At 62.1% G+C, this 18,573-nt stretch carries 15 protein-coding genes; 11 read left to right on the top strand and 4 right to left on the bottom strand.

The window, feature by feature from the left end; all coding sequences use genetic code 11:
• Positions 1 to 66 precede the first annotated feature (66 nt).
• Complete coding sequence (locus LU688_RS20485; RefSeq protein ID WP_038706578.1) at positions 67 to 1,269, bottom strand: MFS transporter; 1,203 nt, start codon at positions 1,267 to 1,269, stop codon at positions 67 to 69.
• A gap of 125 nt (positions 1,270 to 1,394) precedes the next feature.
• Complete coding sequence (locus tag LU688_RS20480) at positions 1,395 to 4,205, bottom strand: deaminase domain-containing protein (protein ID WP_232888129.1); 2,811 nt, start codon at positions 4,203 to 4,205, stop codon at positions 1,395 to 1,397.
• A gap of 183 nt (positions 4,206 to 4,388) precedes the next feature.
• Between LU688_RS20480 and LU688_RS20475 the strand changes: the two genes are divergently transcribed.
• The 3 genes from LU688_RS20475 (at position 4,389) to radC (ending at position 7,510) form a co-directional block, all read left to right on the top strand.
• The gene (locus LU688_RS20475; RefSeq protein WP_001062689.1) at positions 4,389 to 5,588 is read left to right on the top strand and encodes a tyrosine-type recombinase/integrase; all 1,200 of its coding nucleotides are present in this window, start codon (positions 4,389 to 4,391) and stop codon (positions 5,586 to 5,588) included.
• Positions 5,585 to 6,649 carry a PDDEXK nuclease domain-containing protein gene (locus tag LU688_RS20470; protein ID WP_003092331.1) on the top strand — a complete coding sequence of 355 codons (1,065 nt, stop codon included), beginning with the start codon at positions 5,585 to 5,587 and terminating at the stop codon, positions 6,647 to 6,649. The genes LU688_RS20475 and LU688_RS20470 overlap by 4 nt, the downstream gene beginning before the upstream one ends.
• A 351-nt stretch (positions 6,650 to 7,000) precedes the next feature.
• The gene (radC, locus tag LU688_RS20465; protein ID WP_003092330.1) at positions 7,001 to 7,510 is read left to right on the top strand and encodes a RadC family protein; all 510 of its coding nucleotides are present in this window, start codon (positions 7,001 to 7,003) and stop codon (positions 7,508 to 7,510) included.
• Positions 7,511 to 7,576: 66 nt separating this feature from the next.
• On the opposite strand, the gene LU688_RS20460 is transcribed toward radC, so the two are convergent.
• A complete protein-coding gene (locus LU688_RS20460; protein ID WP_006379607.1) occupies positions 7,577 to 9,880 on the bottom strand; it encodes an ATP-binding protein in 2,304 nt (767 codons plus the stop codon).
• Between the two features lie 545 nt (positions 9,881 to 10,425).
• On the opposite strand from LU688_RS20460, the gene LU688_RS20455 reads away from it, so the two are divergent.
• The 4 genes from LU688_RS20455 to LU688_RS20440 all read left to right on the top strand — a co-directional run bounded on the left by LU688_RS20455 (position 10,426) and on the right by LU688_RS20440 (position 14,764).
• Positions 10,426 to 11,253 carry a DUF932 domain-containing protein gene (locus LU688_RS20455; RefSeq protein WP_003092327.1) on the top strand — a complete coding sequence of 276 codons (828 nt, stop codon included), beginning with the start codon at positions 10,426 to 10,428 and terminating at the stop codon, positions 11,251 to 11,253.
• An 80-nt stretch (positions 11,254 to 11,333) separates the two neighbouring features.
• A complete protein-coding gene (locus tag LU688_RS20450; protein ID WP_000994919.1) occupies positions 11,334 to 13,403 on the top strand; it encodes a ParB/RepB/Spo0J family partition protein in 2,070 nt (689 codons plus the stop codon).
• Between the two features lie 61 nt (positions 13,404 to 13,464).
• Positions 13,465 to 13,674, top strand: a complete 210-nt coding sequence (locus LU688_RS20445) for a hypothetical protein (RefSeq protein ID WP_022580212.1) — start codon at positions 13,465 to 13,467, stop codon at positions 13,672 to 13,674.
• 775 nt (positions 13,675 to 14,449) lie between these two features.
• Entirely contained in the window at positions 14,450 to 14,764 is a 315-nt protein-coding gene (locus LU688_RS20440) for a DUF736 domain-containing protein (protein WP_001273857.1), read from the top strand.
• A gap of 312 nt (positions 14,765 to 15,076) precedes the next feature.
• Here LU688_RS20440 and LU688_RS20435 read toward each other — a convergent pair whose 3' ends face one another.
• Positions 15,077 to 15,370, bottom strand: coding sequence for a helix-turn-helix domain-containing protein (locus LU688_RS20435; RefSeq protein WP_006379425.1), 294 nt, complete (start codon positions 15,368 to 15,370; stop codon positions 15,077 to 15,079).
• A 287-nt stretch (positions 15,371 to 15,657) separates the two neighbouring features.
• Between LU688_RS20435 and LU688_RS20430 the strand changes: the two genes are divergently transcribed.
• From LU688_RS20430 to LU688_RS20415, 4 genes are all read left to right on the top strand, one after another.
• Positions 15,658 to 16,005, top strand: a complete 348-nt coding sequence (locus tag LU688_RS20430) for a DUF2958 domain-containing protein (RefSeq protein WP_016487838.1) — start codon at positions 15,658 to 15,660, stop codon at positions 16,003 to 16,005.
• 342 nt (positions 16,006 to 16,347) lie between these two features.
• On the top strand, positions 16,348 to 17,118 hold the full coding sequence (locus LU688_RS20425) for a DUF2285 domain-containing protein (protein ID WP_003092318.1): 771 nt from the start codon (positions 16,348 to 16,350) through the stop codon (positions 17,116 to 17,118).
• A gap of 111 nt (positions 17,119 to 17,229) precedes the next feature.
• Entirely contained in the window at positions 17,230 to 17,514 is a 285-nt protein-coding gene (locus tag LU688_RS20420; protein WP_001247107.1) for a helix-turn-helix transcriptional regulator, read from the top strand.
• 26 nt (positions 17,515 to 17,540) lie between these two features.
• Complete coding sequence (locus tag LU688_RS20415) at positions 17,541 to 18,386, top strand: replication initiator protein A (RefSeq protein ID WP_022652188.1); 846 nt, start codon at positions 17,541 to 17,543, stop codon at positions 18,384 to 18,386.
• The last annotated feature ends 187 nt before the right edge of the window (positions 18,387 to 18,573 follow it).

The raw sequence follows: 18,573 nt of genomic DNA, 5'->3' as shown, positions 1-18,573 counted from the left end.
CGAGACATGCGCTAACCCTGTGGGAGCCGGCTTGCTGGCGATTAGGCCGGTGAAGCTACAGCCGAATCAGGATTGATGTGCACTTTGGCGCATCCGCCGCGCCTGGCGATACAGGTACAGGCTCAGCACCAGCCCGCACGCCGCCGCCCCAGCCGCAAACAGGAACATCGAGGCAAAGCCGAAGCCAGCCGCAACGGCGCCCACCAACGGTCCGGTGATGCCCAGCGACAGGTCGATGAACAGCGAGTAGGCCCCCACCGCCGCGCCGCGGTTGGCCGCCGATACCTGGTTGACCGCCTCCACCCCCAGTGCCGGGAACACCAGCGAGAACCCGAAACCGCTCAACGCTGCACCCGCCAGGGCCAATCCGGGCGTCGGCGCCAGCCATAGCATCAGCAATCCCAGGGTTTCCACCGACAGGCAGGCGACAGCGACGCGAAAACCGCCGATACGGTTGATCAGGTGGCCAAACAGCAGTCGTGCACAGATGAAGCTGGCGCCGAACAGGCTCAAGGTCAGTGCGGCGTCTGGCCAATCGCGGCTGGCATAGTACAGCGTGATGAAGGTGGCGATGGTGCCGAAGCCGATCGAGCCCAGGGCCAGGCCAGCTCCATGGGGGAACACTTTTCCCAGCACCCGCAGGAACGGCAGGCGAACGCCGGCGACCACCGGCGCGGCGCGTTTGGGCCAGGCCAGCAGCAAGCCGAGCGCGCCCAGCAGGATGATGCTCGCGCCCATGCTCCACAGGCCCAGTTGCTTGACCATCAGCACCCCCAGTGGCGCGCCGATGGCCAGTGCGCCATAACTGGCGATGCCATTCCACGAAATGACCTTGGCAGTGTTCTGCGAGCCGACCCGCCCGATCCCCCAGCCGATTGAACCCGATCCCACCAGGCTTTCGGCGCTGCCCAACACCAGGCGGCCGACGAACAGGCAAGCCAGGCTCATCCAGGGCAGGTGGGTAAGGAAGCTGCAGGCCAGCATCAAAACGCCGCTCAGGCCGCAGCCGAACAGGCCGTACATGACCGCTTTCTTGCTACCGAGGTTATCGATGACGCGGCTGGCGGTGGGGCGGCTGAGCAGGGTGGCCAGGTACTGCACACTGATCACCAGGCCCGCAATCACGGTACTGAAACCCAGTTCGTTGTGTACGTAGCCGGGCAGCACGGCCAGCGGAATGCCGATGCTCAGGTAGCCGATGAAGGTGAACAGGACAATGGCGACCACCTGGGGCGTGGTCGCGAGGGATGAAGGCCGATGCTCGGGCATGAGAGGTTCCGGAACCGATAAAGCGAATGCCGGGACATCATAGCCGCGCAGGCCAAGGTTTGTAGATGAAGGATTTCGTTGGAAGCGATGGCCGCCTTGACCACCGCCAGATTCTCTCGCAAGCGTCAGTTGTTGTACGGCAGCAGCCAACTGACGCTGAACTCGGCATTCGGGTAGTCAAGGCGTAGGCGGGGGAGGACAAAGCCGCCACAGGAGCGGCAAGTATCCATCAGGGTGAAGACCTTGATGCTGGCCACGTCGTCGGGCCGGTTGAGAAGGTCCTGATTGATCGTCGAGGCGATCAGGCGCTCGGAGTCCAGGTGGCGGCGGTGGTTCCTGATGGTCAGCCAGTTGGCGCGTCGCAATACCGGGAGATGAGTGAAGCGTGGGTCCGGGTCCACCCCCTGCATGCGTGCGCGGGCGTCGATGTAGTCGATAGGTGGATGCTGGCCGGGCGCAGGGGTGGTGACAATGATTCCCCTTCTGGCCCGGCCGCCGGAAAGTGCGAAGTACACGCGGCGATTGCCGTTGCCGAAGGTGACTGTGGCGAAGGCCAGGTTGGCGCCCGACAGATGTTGCTTCAATTGTTCCATGCCGTCATCAGTGAGCATCTGGGCTAGGGTCATCGGGGCGTACTCGGCACGTGTGCCTGAGGCCGGCAGCAACCGATTGAGGATGCCGTTTACATGCAATTGCTCCACGGTGGTGAACCTGGCCAGGTTATGGAAGCGGGGGATGATTGATTTGTTCAGCCCCATCACGTCGGTGAGTGAAAAACCGGCCAGGCCATCCTGGGCATGGGCTGATGTCAGAATATTACGTGCGAAGAGTGGGTACTGCGATTCCTCCATTTGGTCGAGCGCACTATGCAGGGCGGTCGGCCCGGTGGGGGGCGCGGTGCGTCGCTGGTGGCGCATCCAGTCGCGCAACAAGCCTGCGAGGTTGTCGATGTCTTGTTGCAGGTCAGGTCGAGAGGCCACTATTCGATAGGTTTCGCTGACGTCAAGATACTGGGTGATGGCGTCGAGGTTAGTGACCCGGGTGAATGTCAGGCGTGTGCTTTGCTCTGGCACGGGATATCGGGTAGGGCTCAGCGTGCCATTTAGCAGGGCTGCTACCTGACTGCGTTGCCAAGCCTCGAAATCGAAAGGTGTGCCATAGAATACGCCGGTATCGGCTTCGACCAGCAACCAGTCCCGATCGCGATAGTGTACGCGAGCACCGCGCAAGGTACGCCGATCAGCGAGCACTCGGCTCAGCCTGCCAAGCCTTACGGGTGGGCAATGGCCGGTGAGCAGCGCGACTTGGTCGGCTGTCATGGAGGCGGGTAGGCCAAACCAGTGCTCGCTCAGGGGGTAGCCAGGCACTCCCTCGTTGTAACAGTGCGCAATGTTGGGTAACCCCATCAAATCGGCGTCTTCATCACTCAACGGTTTGAGAATCAAGCGTTGGGTGTGGCGGCCCCTGTTGGGCATCACTTCCTCGGTGTACTGCACCAGCCGGTTCTCCCTGATCATGACGTGGGCAACGCTATCGCTGTTCGCGCCGTTCGCCCGGTAGGTGATCGGTACTGGTTCGATGCGAATGGTCTCGAATGCCCGGCTGACCTGCTGGCCGTACGCTGGCGTGCCGGCTTGGTTGGCAACAGGCGCCAGCTGTATCGCAATCCCCTGTGGTGGCGCGTCGGGGTAAGGGGGGGGCAGGCGCACAGGGGGCTGTGACCACAGCAATGGCGTCTGTGGTACACGCTGGGCCAAGCCTGCGGATTGACCGATCCGGTGGCGGTAGGCGACACCATTGATGATTGCGTCTACATGATCAGGGTCGCGGAGGATAAAGATCGGGTAGACCACCGGGTTGGACGTCTTGTCCCAGGCCCGGGTGATATCCTCGCCTTCGCCGAGCAGCAGCGTGATGACATCGGGTTTATGGCCGGGTAGCAGTTTTTCTTGAGGGAGTACTGCGCCGAGCTGTGCGCGGGCACTCTCATCGAGGGCGCCGCTCCAGCTTCCGGAGCCTGCGCCATGGCGATACAGCTTGGCGGGTATCGGCTGGTCTTTCCAGTACCTGGCGGCTTGCAGCATTCCAAGGCGCATGGCGCTGGCGCTCTTGCCGGCCATACCATATAGCCTCGCCAGGGGCCTTATGATGCGCCCACCGAGGGCAAATGTTGAGCCCAGGGCGCCAAGGGCGTCCAAGCCGCAGCTCAGGGCTTCGGTACCACTGCGAACGTCCGCGCAGCTGAGTCCTGGCACACTGTTGGAGAGCAGTCTTAACAGATAGCGCCCCGTGCTGTCCTTGCGCTTTTCGGCAAGAAAAAGTTCGAGAGGCGTTGCGCCCTTGCCGCTGCTGTAAAGCTCATCGCGGTTCCCCAGGGCCACCGAAGTGGCGTAACAGCGGGCCAGTGCCTGCAACCGGTCTTCGTTCGGTGCACTGGCCAGCGCGACAGTTTCTGCAATGGAGCTGGTGTGCCAGGGGAGATCGACTTCGTTGTACTCCCGGTAGTCGAAATGAAGTGTTGCGGTCCATACCGCGCGCCGCTGTGCGGTAACGACGTGGCGGCGCCATTTCAATGTTTCCGGAAACAGTTCATAAAGGGTATCTGCCGCCTCCCCGGGAAGATAGACGACTATCCCTTGGGTGCCGATTTCTGGCTTCCAGTCAGAGGCCGGCGAGTGTTCCTGCCTGGGAATGCCGCCTTTGACAGGACCTATGTAGGTCGGCCAAGTGACCGCATGGCACTGCCACCTGCCGTCACGCAATTGGCGCTGAGCCGTTTGCGGAAGATGGCGCAGCAAGCGGTGCATCATGTCTTCGTAGACTGCCTGGGCGCGTCGTTGCCACGCCTTGAATTCATGGTCGTAGAGTGCCGTGGCGTCAGGCAGTTTGCTGTGCTGGTAGCCAGCGCCGTGGTCCAGATAAGCGTTGAGGTGCAACTGTTTGTTTCACGATGACTCCAGCCCGGTAGTTCGCTGGACTGCGACGTAGCCCGATACAGCAGGTTTATCAATAGCTTACGCGCTTCCATCATATGCCGGTGCTTTCTGAAACTTGACCCGGTTCTCCCTCGCGCCGCTCCTATCTGGCTCCTGGAATCCGGGTCGTTCCAAGGAGTCATCATGGCAAAGATCAAGCTCACCAAGACCGCCGTAGAGTCGGCGCAACCCCAGGCGAAGGACATCGAACTACGGGATACCGTCGTGCCCGGCTTCCTTTGCAAGATTACCTCGACGGGACGCCGGGTGTTCATGCTCCAGTACCGCACGAACTCTGGCCAGCCCCGCAAGCCCTCGCTGGGACTCTACGGGGAGCTAACCGTCGAACAGGCGCGGGTCAAAGCGCAGGACTGGCTGGCCGAGGTTCGCCGGGGTGGTGATCCCGGCGGTGCCAAGGCCGAGGCGCGCAAGGCGCCCACGATGGCCGAGTTGTGCAAAAAGTTCATGGAGGACTACTCCAAGAAGCGCAACAAGGTCAGCACGCAGGACGGCTACCAGGGCGTCATCGACCGCAACATCATCCCGCTGCTGGGCCGCAAGAAGGTGCATGACGTGAAGCGGCCCGACATTGCGGGGCTCATGGAAAAGCTGGCCTACAAGCCGACCGAGGCCAACAAGACCTTCGGCGTGCTGCGCAAGATGTTCAACTTGGCCGAAGTCTGGGGCTTCCGCCCGGACGGCACGAATCCGTGCCGCCACGTCCCGATGTACCCGCCGGGCAAGGAAACCCGGCTCATCGTGGACGAGGAAATGGTGCGGATCTTCCGCCAGTTGGAGAAACTGGAGGCGGAGGGGCTGGAGAACTACGTCATCCCGTTGGCGATCCGGCTGCAATTCGAGTTTGCGGCGCGGCGCTCCGAAATCTGCCCGCTCGAATGGAGCTGGCTGGACTTCGAGAACCGGCGCGTGGTGTGGCCCGACAGCAAGGTTGGCGGCATTTCCAAGCCCATGAGCGAGGAAGCCTATCGGCTGCTTTCGACGGCGCCGCGTCTGGAAGGCTGCCCTTACGTCCTGCCGTCGCCGAACGACCCGGCCAAGCACCTGACCTTTGGCGAGCACTATGGCGGCTGGTGCCGGACGCTCAAGGCCGCCAGCGTGCCGCACGTAGGCACGCACGGCATCCGTCATCGCTCGACCACCGACATTGCCAATTCCGGTGTGCCGACCAAAGTGGGAATGAAGCTGACGGGCCACAAGACCGTGGCGATGTTCATGCACTACGTCCACACCGAGGACAAGCCGGTGCGCGAGGCGGCCGAGCTGGTGGCCAGCCGCCGCCAAGCCATCACGGGCGCGCGGCAGCTTGCGGAGGCGGTGGCATGAACGGGCGCCGGCCATCAGCAGCATCGCTCGCAGCGCCCGCGGCGCTGCTGGGCGACATTCGGGCACTGATCGAGGCGGCGCGCTTGCGCGCCGCCTCGACGGTGAATAGCGAGCTTACGATGCTCTACTGGCGCATCGGCCAACGCATCCACACGCAGGTCTTGGACAGGCGCCGGGGCGCCTACGGCAAGGAAGTTCTGCCCACCTTGGCTGCGCAGTTGGTGGAGGAGTACGGCAGCAGCTTTGCAGAGCAGAACTTGCGCCGCATGGTGCAGTTCGCCGCCACCTTCCCCGACGAGCGAATTCTCGTATCACTGATACGAGAATTGAGCTGGACGCACTTCATCGCCCTGATGCCGCTGAAAGACCCGCTCCAGCGGGACTACTACGCACAGATGGCCAGCACCCAACGCTGGAGCGTGCGGACGCTGCGCGAGCGTATCGACTCGATGCTGTACGAGCGCACGGCGCTTTCCCAAAAGCCGGAAGAAACCATAGCGCAGGAGTTGGCGACCCTGCGCGATGCGCAGCGCATGTCGCCGGCCCTGGTCATGCGCGACCCGTACATCCTCGACTTCCTGGGCCTGCGGGACACTTGGCAGGAAGGCGACTTGGAAGCGGCGATCATCCGTGAAATGGAGTCCTTCCTGCTGGAGCTGGGCGCGGGCTTCTCATTCGTCGCCCGGCAGAAGCGCATTCCGATCGACGACGAGGATTTCCACCTTGACCTTCTGTTCTACAACCGCAAGCTGCGGCGGCTGGTTGCGGTGGAGTTGAAGGTAGGTGACTTCAAGGCGGCCTACAAAGGGCAGATGGAGCTTTACCTTCGGTGGCTAGACAAGCACGAACGGGAGCCGGAGGAAGCCTCGCCGCTCGGGATCATCCTTTGCACCGGCAAGAAGCGCGAGCAGATCGAATTGCTGGAGCTGGACAAGTCCGGCATCCACGTTGCCGAGTATCTGACCGCCTTGCCGCCGAGGGGCGTGCTGGTGGAGCGGCTGCAACAGGCAACGCAACGGGCGCAGTTGCAAATCGAGCAGCGCAAGACGGACAACGAGTAGTCCTGTCCCAAGCAGTCGGGCGTCCCGGCGTGCCGCCGTCGCGCTGTCGTGCTGCGCATCGAGCTTCGCTGCGCGAGTCTCGCCCCTGTCGGGCTTCCATCACTGACGCCTCCGTCCCGGCTCGTTGATCCGGGCCTGCGCGCTCCGCTTGCCAAAAATCGACTCTGTGCAGTGGGCGGGTGTGGGCGGTCTTGCTGTTCCCTTCACCGTATCACGGCGTTCTCGCCGTCAAGGGCGGCGCGCGCCATGCGCGCTTGCGTCCTGGCGGCCGTCTGCGACCCCTGACTGCTTGCGCTGCGCCGTGCTGCCGCCGGTTCCGGGCAATTCCGCCCGAGCAACCGGAGCACGATCATGTCGCAACTGTCCTTTCCCTCGTTCGATTCCTGTCTGCTGGTGCGCGACGCGCACGGGCGCTATCTACCGGCATCGGCCGACGACATTCTGGAAGCTGCGCGCCAGGTCATTGACCGGAAAATGCGGCGCGGAGCAGAGTTCACTTCGCCGGCGGCGGTCAAGGAATACTTGCGTACAAAGTTGGCCAGCTTCGAGCATGAGGTGTTCGTAGTGCTGTTCATGGATACGCGCCATCGTCTGATCGAATACAGGGAGATGTTCCACGGCACTATTGACGGTGCGTCGGTGTATCCGCGCGAAGTGGTCAAGGAGGCGCTGCGGCTCAATGCGGCGGCGGTCGTCGTTTCGCACAACCATCCGAGCGGAAACCCCGAGCCGAGCGCGGCTGACCGGGCGCTGACCCAGCGGCTCAAGGAAGCGTTGGGTCTGGTGGACGTGCGCGTGCTCGATCACATCATCGTTGCGGGCAACGAAACGGCATCGTTCGCCGAGCATGGGCTGATCTAGCCCAAGGGGCTTCGGCCCCTTTTTGCTGCGCCTGGTGGCATAGCTATGGCCCTCGCGGCCTGATGCTCAGGCCGTCGCAACCTGAATCATCTCGTCGTAATGTTTCTTGTCCACCTCTTCCAGCCACTGGAAGATGTTCCCGATGACGCTGTGGCTTTCGCCTGCCAAGTTTTCTGCGGATTCCTCTGTTATCTCAATAACGTCGCTATGTGAATACTTATTGATAAAGCGGTAGATTTTTTCTTTAAGCTCTGGTGTCGTGATGGTGCAATCTTTTAGGCCAGCCTCCATCAATTGACTAATGTCGCTTCGACGCCTTGGATATTTGAAGGTGAAAAACGATTCAACAAGCTTTCGGGCGAGGTTGGCGGTCAAGAACGCCTCATCTCGATTGAGTGTTGTGTGCGCCCTATATTCGTAGAGCTTCTTGAAGATATAGTGGTACTCGGAACCGTAGTTCTTGAGTGAGTCGTCGGCATCCACAAGTAGGGAGTGACGAGGGGAGCCAGGTGGCGCATCCAGGCGATAAAAGAAGCAATTCTCGGCGTTGCCTTTTTTGACTCGATTCCTATTGGTGCCAGTGAACCAGTCTCTCACTAGCTTAAAGTAAGTGAAGTTGTGAGTCAGCACAAAAAGTTGCTTGGCTTCAGTGCATTGCGTTCTCAAAAACGAGTAGGCGTGAAACAAGTGATTAGAATCAAAGCTTGAGACCGGATCGTCAACGACGACGATCGTATCCTTGATGTTATTTCCATTTTCTTTGAGCTTCGTGATGAAATAGACAAATGCAATCGCAGTTTTCTCACCTTCGCTCAAATTCCCATCGTGCTCACCAACCCCGTTTCTGATGATCTCATAGCCTTTCTTCTTCTGATTGAAGTTCAGGCAAAGCTCAGAGCGGCCAATGAAGCGATGCAGGATGTCATTGAACTCCTTTGCCCCGACCGTTTCATTCGAGAGCGCCGCTTCTATGGCTCCGACCTCTAGACTAATTTTTTCAATTTCCTTATGGTCGTTCTTTGCTTCTGACTCAAGGTCATTGCACTTCTTCTCACTTCCAGCATAGTCAAACTCTTGCACCTCAGCCGCAGCAAAGTGAAGCTCCAGTGCCACCTTGCTTTTTGAGGTCTCAGATTTGAAATTTGAAGTCTTATTGTTGTGCTTTCCAACGAGAGCAACAATCGATTTCAGGATGTCATTGAAATTGGTGACATCGTCTTCAACCACATCCGAGATCTGAATGTCTGTCTTCCCAGGGTCTGTGATCTTGGCCTTCAGGGCTTCCCGCCAGGCGTCGATTTGCTGGTCGATCTTTTCAGCAGCAGTTGCGTAGTCCTTTTGAAGCTTCTCTGCCTCGGCCGATAGTTCTTTATAAAACTCGGTCGATGCGGGAAACTGATTAGCTGGAGCGCCTTGAGATTCAATCCATGTCGCCGCGTTCTGAAGTCGGCTCTGAAACTCCGTGAACTCCTTGCTGAAGTGGGCAGCAAGCGCCTCGGCACGAAGCTGGGCGAACGGAGAGCCGCAGAACTCGCAGGATTGCGAGTCGTGGTTTTTATGGATTTCCAAGCCTGCTTGAACCCATTCGCGGATTTCCGGGTTATCGGTCAGCCGCTGGATTGCTTGATTGACCGCCGTAGTCCCAATCAAATCTCTGATGCGGCCCGCCGCTTTCTTAAAGTAGTCCGGCTCAATGGCCGTTGAGGCGAAAGCAATGCTTGGAAGCTGATCTGGCTTGGCGGCATTCGTAAGGTCGATAACCCTCTCATCTGGAAGAACCGACTCCGCCTTGATAATTGTCTCGCCGTTATTCTGTATGAAGTTGAAGAGCTTGCGGCGGTCGTAATTCAAGTAATAACTGTCGCTCGTATCAATCGCCTGAAGTCCAAGCTTCATTTTCTTGGCAGCATTGGTCAGGAACTTCTCTAATGCCTCACGCTGCTTCTTGATATCGCTTTGCTTGTCGTCGTGAGCCTTCTTTTTCGACTGAAGCTCGCTCTTCAGCTTCTCCAGCTTCTGCAAGTCATCAATCTTCTCTTTCGCAATAAGAAGGATGCTCTTTACGGATTTGTCCCAATCAATGTTCTCATGCACGAAGCGTTGATTGAAAACATGAATATTCAATTGGGATGAGTGGAGTGTGGATTCCGTGATCGTTGAGCCATCCTCCAGAACTACTGAAAATTGGCCCGTGCTGAAGCGGGGAACCATCGAGCGAAGCTCAAAGCAAGAGAATAGATTCGATAACGTTGACTTGCCTGTTCCATTCCAACCATAGACCAGGTTGTACCGGCCGAACTTTTGGATCTTCGTTCCATTGAAGTCGCTGAAGATTCCGAACTGTTTGAGGCGGTTGATGCAGACAATCATCTCTATATCTCCGTGTTCTTGCTTTCCCATCATTTGCTTGCGAAACAAATGGTAAACGAAGAGTCCTCTTGCGTCTCCGCTTCGCGGATCGCGCTGCTCCAGGTTCGCTAGTCGCTCATCCCTGGCGGGACTGGCTTCGCCAGCCTTCCGCATCGCTGACGCCTACGGCCCGGCTTCCAGCTTCGGGCCTGCGCGCTTCGCTTGCGTGCGGTCAGCACAAAGGGATGGCCGTTGCCTTGTCCAGCCGTCTCCCCTGACTTCATCACCTTACCCGCGACCGTAGCCCGCGACCGTGTGCCGTCAAGGCGCGCAGGGCCGTGTCCTCGGCTGCGCCTGCGGGCCGCACCAACCCTGCGCTTGGCTCCTTGACGGCCCCCGTCCGCGCGCTCCTTTGGGCGCGGGCGATGAACTCAGGAAAGACGGTGGCAACAGGGCCAACCGGGTTCCTCGTGCCGACCGCACCAAACAGCCGAAAGGCTGGGCTCCGAATCTAGAAATCCGGTGTGCGGTGTGAACAGCAAACCTCTTTTGTCAGGAGAAAGACCATGCAACTCGCATCCCGTTTCGCTTTCCGCTCCCCCTCGCTGCGCAGCGATTACCCGCTGTCCGACGACCAGATTCACCGCGTGGCCCCGTCCATCTTCGCGGATGCCCCGCACGAGAGCCGTTCGCAGCGGTACGCCTATATCCCCACCGCCGCCGTGCTGACCGAGCTTCGCAAAGAAGGCTTCCAGCCTTTCATGGTGACGCAAACCCGCGTGCGCGACGAAGGCAAGCGCGAGCACACCAAACACATGATTCGCTTGCGCCATGCCAGCCAGATCAACGGCGCGGAGGCCAACGAAATCGTGCTGCTGAACTCGCACGACGGCACCAGCAGCTATCAGATGCTGGCCGGAATGTTCCGGTTCGTGTGCAGCAATGGCCTTGTCTGCGGCAACACCGTGGCCGATGTGCGAGTGCCCCATAAAGGCGACGTGGCCGGTCTGGTCATTGAGGGGGCTTACGAAGTCTTGAGCGGTTTCGATCGGGTGAAGGAATCGCGCGATGCCATGCGCGGCATCACCTTGGACGATGGCGAATCCGAAGTGTTCGCCCGCGCCGCGCTCGCCCTCAAGTACGACGACCCCGACAAGCCCGCGCCCATCACGGAATCGCAAATCCTGATGCCGCGCCGCTTCGACGACCGCCGCCCCGACCTGTGGAGCGTGTTCAACCGCACCCAAGAAAACCTGACCCAAGGCGGGCTGCGTGGCCGCAGCGCCAACGGGCGCCGACAGCAAACCCGCCCGGTGCAGGGCATCGACCAAAACATCCGACTAAATCGCGCCCTCTGGCTGCTGGCCGATGGCATGCGCCAGTTGAAAGCCTGAATCCCCACGCGGCAGGGGCAGGCAGCAGCCCTTGTCGCTTTCTTCGCTGCTGCATCCCTGAACCGATAGGAGTTATCACCATGAACGCCGTTACCCAAACCGAAGCCCGCGCCATCAACACCGCCGCCGCTATCCCGCTGGAAGCCGCTGATCCGACCAAGAACCTGATTCTGGTTCCGCTGTCGCGGCTGGTGTCGCGTCCCACTGGCCGCAACGTGCGCAAGACCCCGCGCATGTCCATTCCCGAACTCGCCGCCAGCATCCAGCGTGTCGGCCTGCTGCAAAACCTCATCGTGATTGCCGCCGCCGATGGCGAGCATTACGAGGTCGTGGCCGGTGACCGTCGCCTCGCAGCGTTGAAGCTGCTGGCGAAAAAGCACCGCATTAGCAAGGAATGGGAGGTGCCTTGCCTGCTGGTGGCCGATGGCACCGCCCGCACGGCCAGCCTCACCGAGAACGTGCAGCGCGAAGCCATGCACCCCGCCGACCAGTTCGAGGCGTTCGCCGCGCTCGTGGCCGAAGGCCGCAGCATCGAGGACATTGCAGCGGATTTCAGCGTCACGCCGCTGGTGGTGCAGCGCCGTCTGAAACTCGCCAACGTGTCGCCGCGCCTGCTGGCCGACTACCGGGCCGAGGCCGTGAGCCTTGACCAGTTGATGGCCCTCGCCATCACCGACGACCATGCTGCGCAGGAAGCCGCGTTCTACGATGCGCCCACATGGCAGCGCGGCCCGCACAACCTGCGCGACCGCCTGACCGAACGCGAAATCGACGCCTACCGGCATCCGCTGGTGCGCTTTGTCGGGCTGGACGGCTACGAGCAGGAAGGCGGTGGCATCCGCCGCGACCTGTTCGCGGAGGGCGACAAAGGCGTGTATCTGACCGATGCCGCACTGCTGGAACGGCTGGCGCAGGACAAGCTGGCAGGTATCGCCGCCAAGGTGCAGGCCGAGGGCTGGGCGTGGGTGGATGCCACGCCGGGCATGACCCATGCCGATCTGCAAGCCTTCCAGCGTGCGCCAAGGGAACGCCGCAGTCCGAACAAGCGCGACGCGCAGCGCATCGAGAAGCTGCAAACCAAGCTGCACGAACTGGCCGAGGCGGTGGATGCCGCGCTGGACGACGAGGACGAGGAAAAGGCCGATGCCTTGCAGGAAGAAGGCGAACGCCTGGGCGAGCAGTTGCAGGCGCTGGAAGATGGCTTGCTGGACTATGCGGCCAACGTGAAGGCCGCAGCCGGTGCCATTGTCACCATCGACCGCGACGGGCAGGCCGCGATTCATCGCGGGCTGCTGCGCGAAGCGGAGGCCAAGGCACTGCGCACGCTGGAGCGGCTGCGGCAGGGTTTCGGCAGCGAAGGCGAAGCCGCGAACGAGGACGCAGGCGAGGACGACGAGCAGCCCAAGACCGCCGCCATGTCTGACCGACTGGCGCAGCGGTTGAGCGCGCACCGTACCGCTGCGCTGCAAATCGAAGTTGCACGGCATCCGCAAGCAGCGCTGGCCGCCGTGGTGCATGGCATGGTGCAGACCGTCTTGCAGGAAAGGCACTACGGGCACGACCTGCCGCTGGGTGTGCGCCTCACGGTGCAAGACCGGCTGGAAGGCATGGCCCCGGACTGGCCGGAATCACCCGCCGCCGTGGCGCTGCGCGAACTGCAACAGGTGGCAGGCGAAACCTTGCCGGAGGACAGCGCCGAACTGTTCGCCGCGCTGCTGGCGAAATCACAGGATGAACTGGTGCGGCTGTTGGCCGTGTGCTTAGCTTCCACGGTGGACGTGGTGACGCCTCGCGCCACGCCGCACCAGCCCGGCGCGGAACTGGCGCAGGCCGTGGGGCTGGATATGGCCGCGTGGTGGCAGCCCACCAATGAGGGTTACTTCCGGCATGTGCCGAAGGCCGCGATTCTGGAAGCCGTTGGCGGGTTCGCGCCCTCGCACGTCACCCGACTGGCGAAGTTGAAGAAGGGCGACATTGCCAGCGAAGCCGAACGGCTGGCCGCTGGCACCGGCTGGATGCCCGCCATCTTCCGCTCCGAAGGCCCGCAGCAGACCGGGCAGGACGCGCCGGCGGATGGCGAAGCCGAAGCACAGGAAGAAGTGGCCGCCGTGGCGGATGACCAGCCGCAGGCCGAGGCTTTGGCCGCGTGACTTCGCACCGTAGATAGCGCCCCGGTTCCGGCCGGGGCGCTTCATGTTGAGGATGCCTGCCATGACCCACCAACCCGCAAACCGCCCCCGCATAGCTGCGACCTATGCCTCCGGCACGGTGCGCGCCCGCCGCTGGCACGGCGACGGCGACGTGCGCGGCTACCGTCCGCCGCGTGGCTGGACGGCCCGCGCCGACCTGACCGATCTGCATCCCCTCACGGGCCGCGCCTTGCCGCGCGCCGTGTGGTGGATCATCGAAACCAAGGAATAACGAGCCGCACCGGCCCCAAGCCGTGCCGCCTTGGGGCCGGTGGTCGAAAACTCCGGGCGCGGCGGTGGCCGCGCCCGGTTTCACTGCTCAAAGCCAAAACGCCCCATCGCCGCCTTCGGACAGGCGGCGATGGGGCCACGCACAAGGGCGCTCGTGCGCGAAATCCACGAAGCCAGCAAGTGTGGCGGCGCATCGCGCCGCCAACGATTCGACCGAGCCCCGCCGCAATGGGCGGGGCTGGTGTGGCTACGCCCCGGCTTGCTGCGGCAGGTTGCACGAAAGCGTGCCGTCCCCGACGCTGGCGGTTCGTTGTCTGTACGTCACGAAAGACGGTTCACCGACACGCCGCCCAGCCTCGCTTCTATGGAGCTTCCACACCACGCCTCAGTATGTGGCCGTGAGCTGCGGCAGGGGCGCTCTGGCCTTGTCGTCGGGGCATTGACCTGGCCCGCGTCAGGGCGCAAGCCGGTGCAGCCGTCACGCGGGGATGCCGAGTTGGCCACGTCTCCATTCGGGAGCGGGCGGCCTGTGCGTCCTTGTCTTGTTGTGAATCCTGGCGGTGGCGCGGCTGCGCCTTGTGCTTGATGGCCGCAACCTTGCAGCGAAAACAATTTCCCCTGCGCTGCGCGCATTCCTCGCGGGACAAATTCTTTTCGCTTCCAGGTTCTCCACGTTGTTGCGACCGCTGTGCGGTGCGACCAGCCCATCCCCCGCCGGCCGGATCACAACAAGGACGCACTGGCGCGACCTTGTTCAACCCGAAAGGAGAAACATCATGGCTAACATCGGCACCTTCACCGCAGAGAAAGACGGCTTCACCGGCACGCTTCGCACCCTGACGCTCAACGTCAAGGTCAAGCTGGTTCCCAACGACAAGGGCGACACCGAGAACGCCCCCGACTTCCACCTGCAAGCGGCTGGCCACGAAGTCGGCGCAGCGTGGAAGAAGACCAGCGAGGCCGGGCGGGAATACCTGTCCGTATCCATCGACGACCCTTCGTTCCCGGCGACGGTCTATGCCCGCCTGATCGAGAACGAGGACGGCACGCACGACCTGATCTGGTCGCGCAACAAGCCGAAGGCGGCCTGACAGCCGCTTACCGCGTCCCGCCCACTGCGGCGGGGCGCGATGCTGCTGATCGCAGCACCGCACGCGCAGGATTTCTGCTGCTGCCGCGTGCTGGATACGCCCGTCACGGCGGGCCTGCATGCGTGCCTTGTGGCTCGCAATCCGTGTCAACGAGCGGTGTGTGGCGTGTCGGCGCTGTAAGCGCCGCCGGGCTTTCGGGCTTCGCCCCGTGCCGGCAAGCCGTCACGGCCATCCGGCTTCAATCCCTCACGCCTTCGCGCCTGCGGCGCTGCGCGCTCCGCTTGCTGCAATTCAGTACCACACGCCAACGCGCTAAGGCGTGTCGGGCTCTTCCAATATCGCCCTGAGTTCCTGGCGCACCTGTGCCAGCAATTCATCAGCTTCGCGGGTGCTGTCACCGGCATAAGCCAATGTGAGCAGCGTGAGCGGATGCACTTCCATGACCTCGCACAGATCGGCCAGCTTCTGGATGGTTGGGCTTTTCAGGTCGCGCTCCAGCGTGCTCATGTAGGTGCGACTGGACACGTTGGAGAACGCTTCCTGGCTCAAACCACGCGCCTTCCTTACCGTCCGAATCGCCGCTGCCAATGAGTTCTTCGCTGCCACCTATGGTTTCCCCAAAAAACCAAGATGACAGCCCATTGCGCCCTATAGGACTACAATCTATAGTGTTCATTTGGTGGTGATGTTTTCCTTTTCCGTGCTTTTACGGAGATCCGCATCTGCGGATTTCCTCAGACCCAGGGAACCGCATCCGTGTCTTTCCTGACTTCCACCAATACGCCTTCGTGCCTCTCCGCTTTTGCGGCTTCGTGCGCTTGCGCATACGTGCATCCGTCCGCAGGCACAGATGCGCCTCGGCGATTGCGTGTGTTCGTGGAAGGGGCGCGGCCTTGACCACGCTTGTCACCGAGGAAGACCGGGTGCACCTACTGGCCCACGGCCTCACCCGCGCCGCAGGCCAGGAATGTGACCCGCTGCCCGTGGTGCGCCTGTTCACACCGGACGCACATGCGACCTGGCTATTGGCCGCGCTCGATCCGACCGATGGCGATACGGCCTACGGCCTGATCGACCTCGGGATCGGGATGCCTGCCCTGGCGACGGTGAAGCTGTCCGATCTGGCGTCCATCGTCGGGCCGCTCAAGCAGCCCGTGATACGAGATCGGTATTTCCAGCCGACGCGGCCGCTGTCGGAATACGTTCGACTGGCTCAGGAAAACGGTTCGATCACCGATTGACGCATTCCAGCGCGACCAGGCAAAAAGTATCGCATTGTGACTATTTCGGTCTTAGCCAAGACCTGGCAAGTCTTGATCCGCATGCTTGCACCAGGGTGGTGCGCTCCTGACCAAAACAGTCATGATGCCAGGCGCGAGATTCGGCACGGTGTTCAATGCTGCACCCCATTTCCGGGCGGTGCAGTCGTCGCATTTAGACGATTTCGGCAATGCACTGGAGCGAATCTGTCTTGACACCAGCAGTTAAAGCGTAACCCGAGTTTGATGACCACTTGATGGCGATTCGATAGCTCCCGCACAGCGGAATTGTGGCGACGTTCCCAGAAACAGGGAGGTTTCGCCATGACTGACCGCAGCAGCCAACACTGGTATCCCACGGCCGCGTATCTCTACACGCTGCACCTCGATGGCCCAGCGCTGGCTTGGGAGTATTTGCGCAGGAATCCAAGCTACCGGCGCGACTGGCTACGCCGGCGTCGCAAGCCTGATGCGGCGCAGGCCTGGGGCCTGCGCCTGCTGGAAGATCCCGGCCTGGATGCGCGCGACGCACATCCTGCTTGGTTCCCCGATCACGATGCCGTGGTGCAGCTATACCCCGACGCCGACCCACCACCCGATGCGCATACCTTCGAGTTCTGGCGCATTCCTGGGCGCAAGCAACTGACCCACGACGGCAAGCGCCTGGTGCTCGTATCGCATTGGCCAGGCTGCTGCGTTCGGCTGGCACTCGCACCCGACCTGGAAGATGGTTCGGCCTATCTCTACGCCACACGCGCCTGCGCCACGCCCTGTGCGCGCTACCGCACGCTCGCTGCGAAGCTGGATGCGCTATCTGCCGCAACCGTGGCCACGCCTGTGGCAACAGCCCGCTCCCGCCCCACGCCCGCCGCGCTGCTGGAACTGCATACCTTGCAAGCGCTCGACGCGACCCTCGCGGGAGCCTCCTTGCGCGAGGTGGGCGAAGGTCTGTTCGGCGCGGATGCCGTCGCGGCCGACTGGCACAAAGACAGTGCATTGCGTGCCCGCGTACGGCGGCTGGTACGCCGCGGCGATGAGCTGATGCACGGCGGCTACCGCCGACTAGCGCAGCTTCCAATGTTCCCGTCGCATTAGGGGGGACGTTTCTCGACCCGTGCGAATCGTCCCTTAGCAAGAAGCCTTGCTTTCTTGAGAGTGCCTCTATCCGGCCGCGTGGTGTGGCCGGGCTTGATGGAGGTACATCCCATGCGACCTGCTCCCTCGCGGCCTGCCGCCGCTGCCGTCACTGCGACCTCGCAGCCTCAACGCTACCTGACAAACGACGAAGCCGCCGACTACCTGCGGCTGTCGCCGCGCACGCTGGAGAAGCAGCGGGTGATCGGCGGCGGCCCCAAGTTCCGCAAGTTCGGCCGCCGCGTCATGTACGCGGTGTCCGACCTCGATGCCTGGGCCGACCAGCGCAGCTACGAGGCCACGTCCGATCCCGAATACGCCGAGCGCCACGCGGGCGACTACCGTGATGGCCGCTGATCGTCGGCGCGTGGGTGGCCTTCGCCATGTCCAGCCCGCCAGGGCAAGCCTTGCCGCAGCGCGAACAGCTCGATCTGTTCCGCGCGCTGCCGGGCGACATGGCGCCACGCGATTCCCAGGACTTGATGGCCTTTCCGTTCTTCTCGCTTGCCAAGTCGCGGCGCACGGCGCCGATCGACTTCCGCAGCGGGAACGTCACCATTCGCGTGGAAGGCACGCAGGAGCACGGCATCGCAACGATATGGGATGCCGACGTGCTGATATGGGCCGCCTCGCAGATCGTGGAGGCGCGCGACGCGGGCCTGCGCCCGTCGCGCTGGATACGCGCCACGCCTTACGAGATTTTGCGCTTCATCGGGCGCGGCACGTCCCTCAACGACTACCAGCGCCTGAAGGCCGCCCTCGACCGGCTGCAATCGACCACGGTGGCCACGTCCATCCGCGAAACCACGGGAAGGCGCTTGCATCGCTTCTCGTGGATCAACGAGTGGAAGGAACTCGCCGACGCCAGCGGCACCCCGCTGGGCATCGAGCTGATCTTGCCGGACTGGTTCTATGCCGGCGTGCTCGACGCCGCCCTGGTGCTGACCATCGACCCGGCCTATTTCCGCTTGAAGGGCGGTATCGAACGCTGGCTGTACCGCCTGGTGCGCAAGCATGGCGGGCGGCAGGAGCACGGCTGGCAATTCGACTTCCGACACCTGTACCGCAAATCCGGCAGCGCGGCCCGCTTCTCGGACTTCGCCTACGACGTGCGCGCCCTGGTGGCGCGGCAGTCGTTGCCCGGCTACGTCCTCGGCATCGAGCGGATGCCGGACGACAACACCGAGCTGCTGACCTTCCGGCCCGTGCCGCACGCGGCACGGGGATAACTGCGGGAGAACCTGTGGACGGCCTCGTGCTATCAGGAGTACCGGGTATCGTGCTATCAGGAGTACGACCCTCGTGCTATCAGGAGTACGAAAACGCCGGAAAGCCAACAACGGCGCGGGTTTGCGTTCCCTCTAACTTACCTAACAAGAAATACATAACTTTTAGTAGAAGCGCGCCGTTTCGGTG

The organism is Pseudomonas soli, from assembly GCF_021283165.2.
GTDB classification, from domain to species: domain Bacteria; phylum Pseudomonadota; class Gammaproteobacteria; order Pseudomonadales; family Pseudomonadaceae; genus Aquipseudomonas; species Aquipseudomonas soli.
The sequence above is the reverse complement of the archived record's forward strand: the minus strand, read 5'-3'. Positions and strand labels throughout refer to the sequence as shown.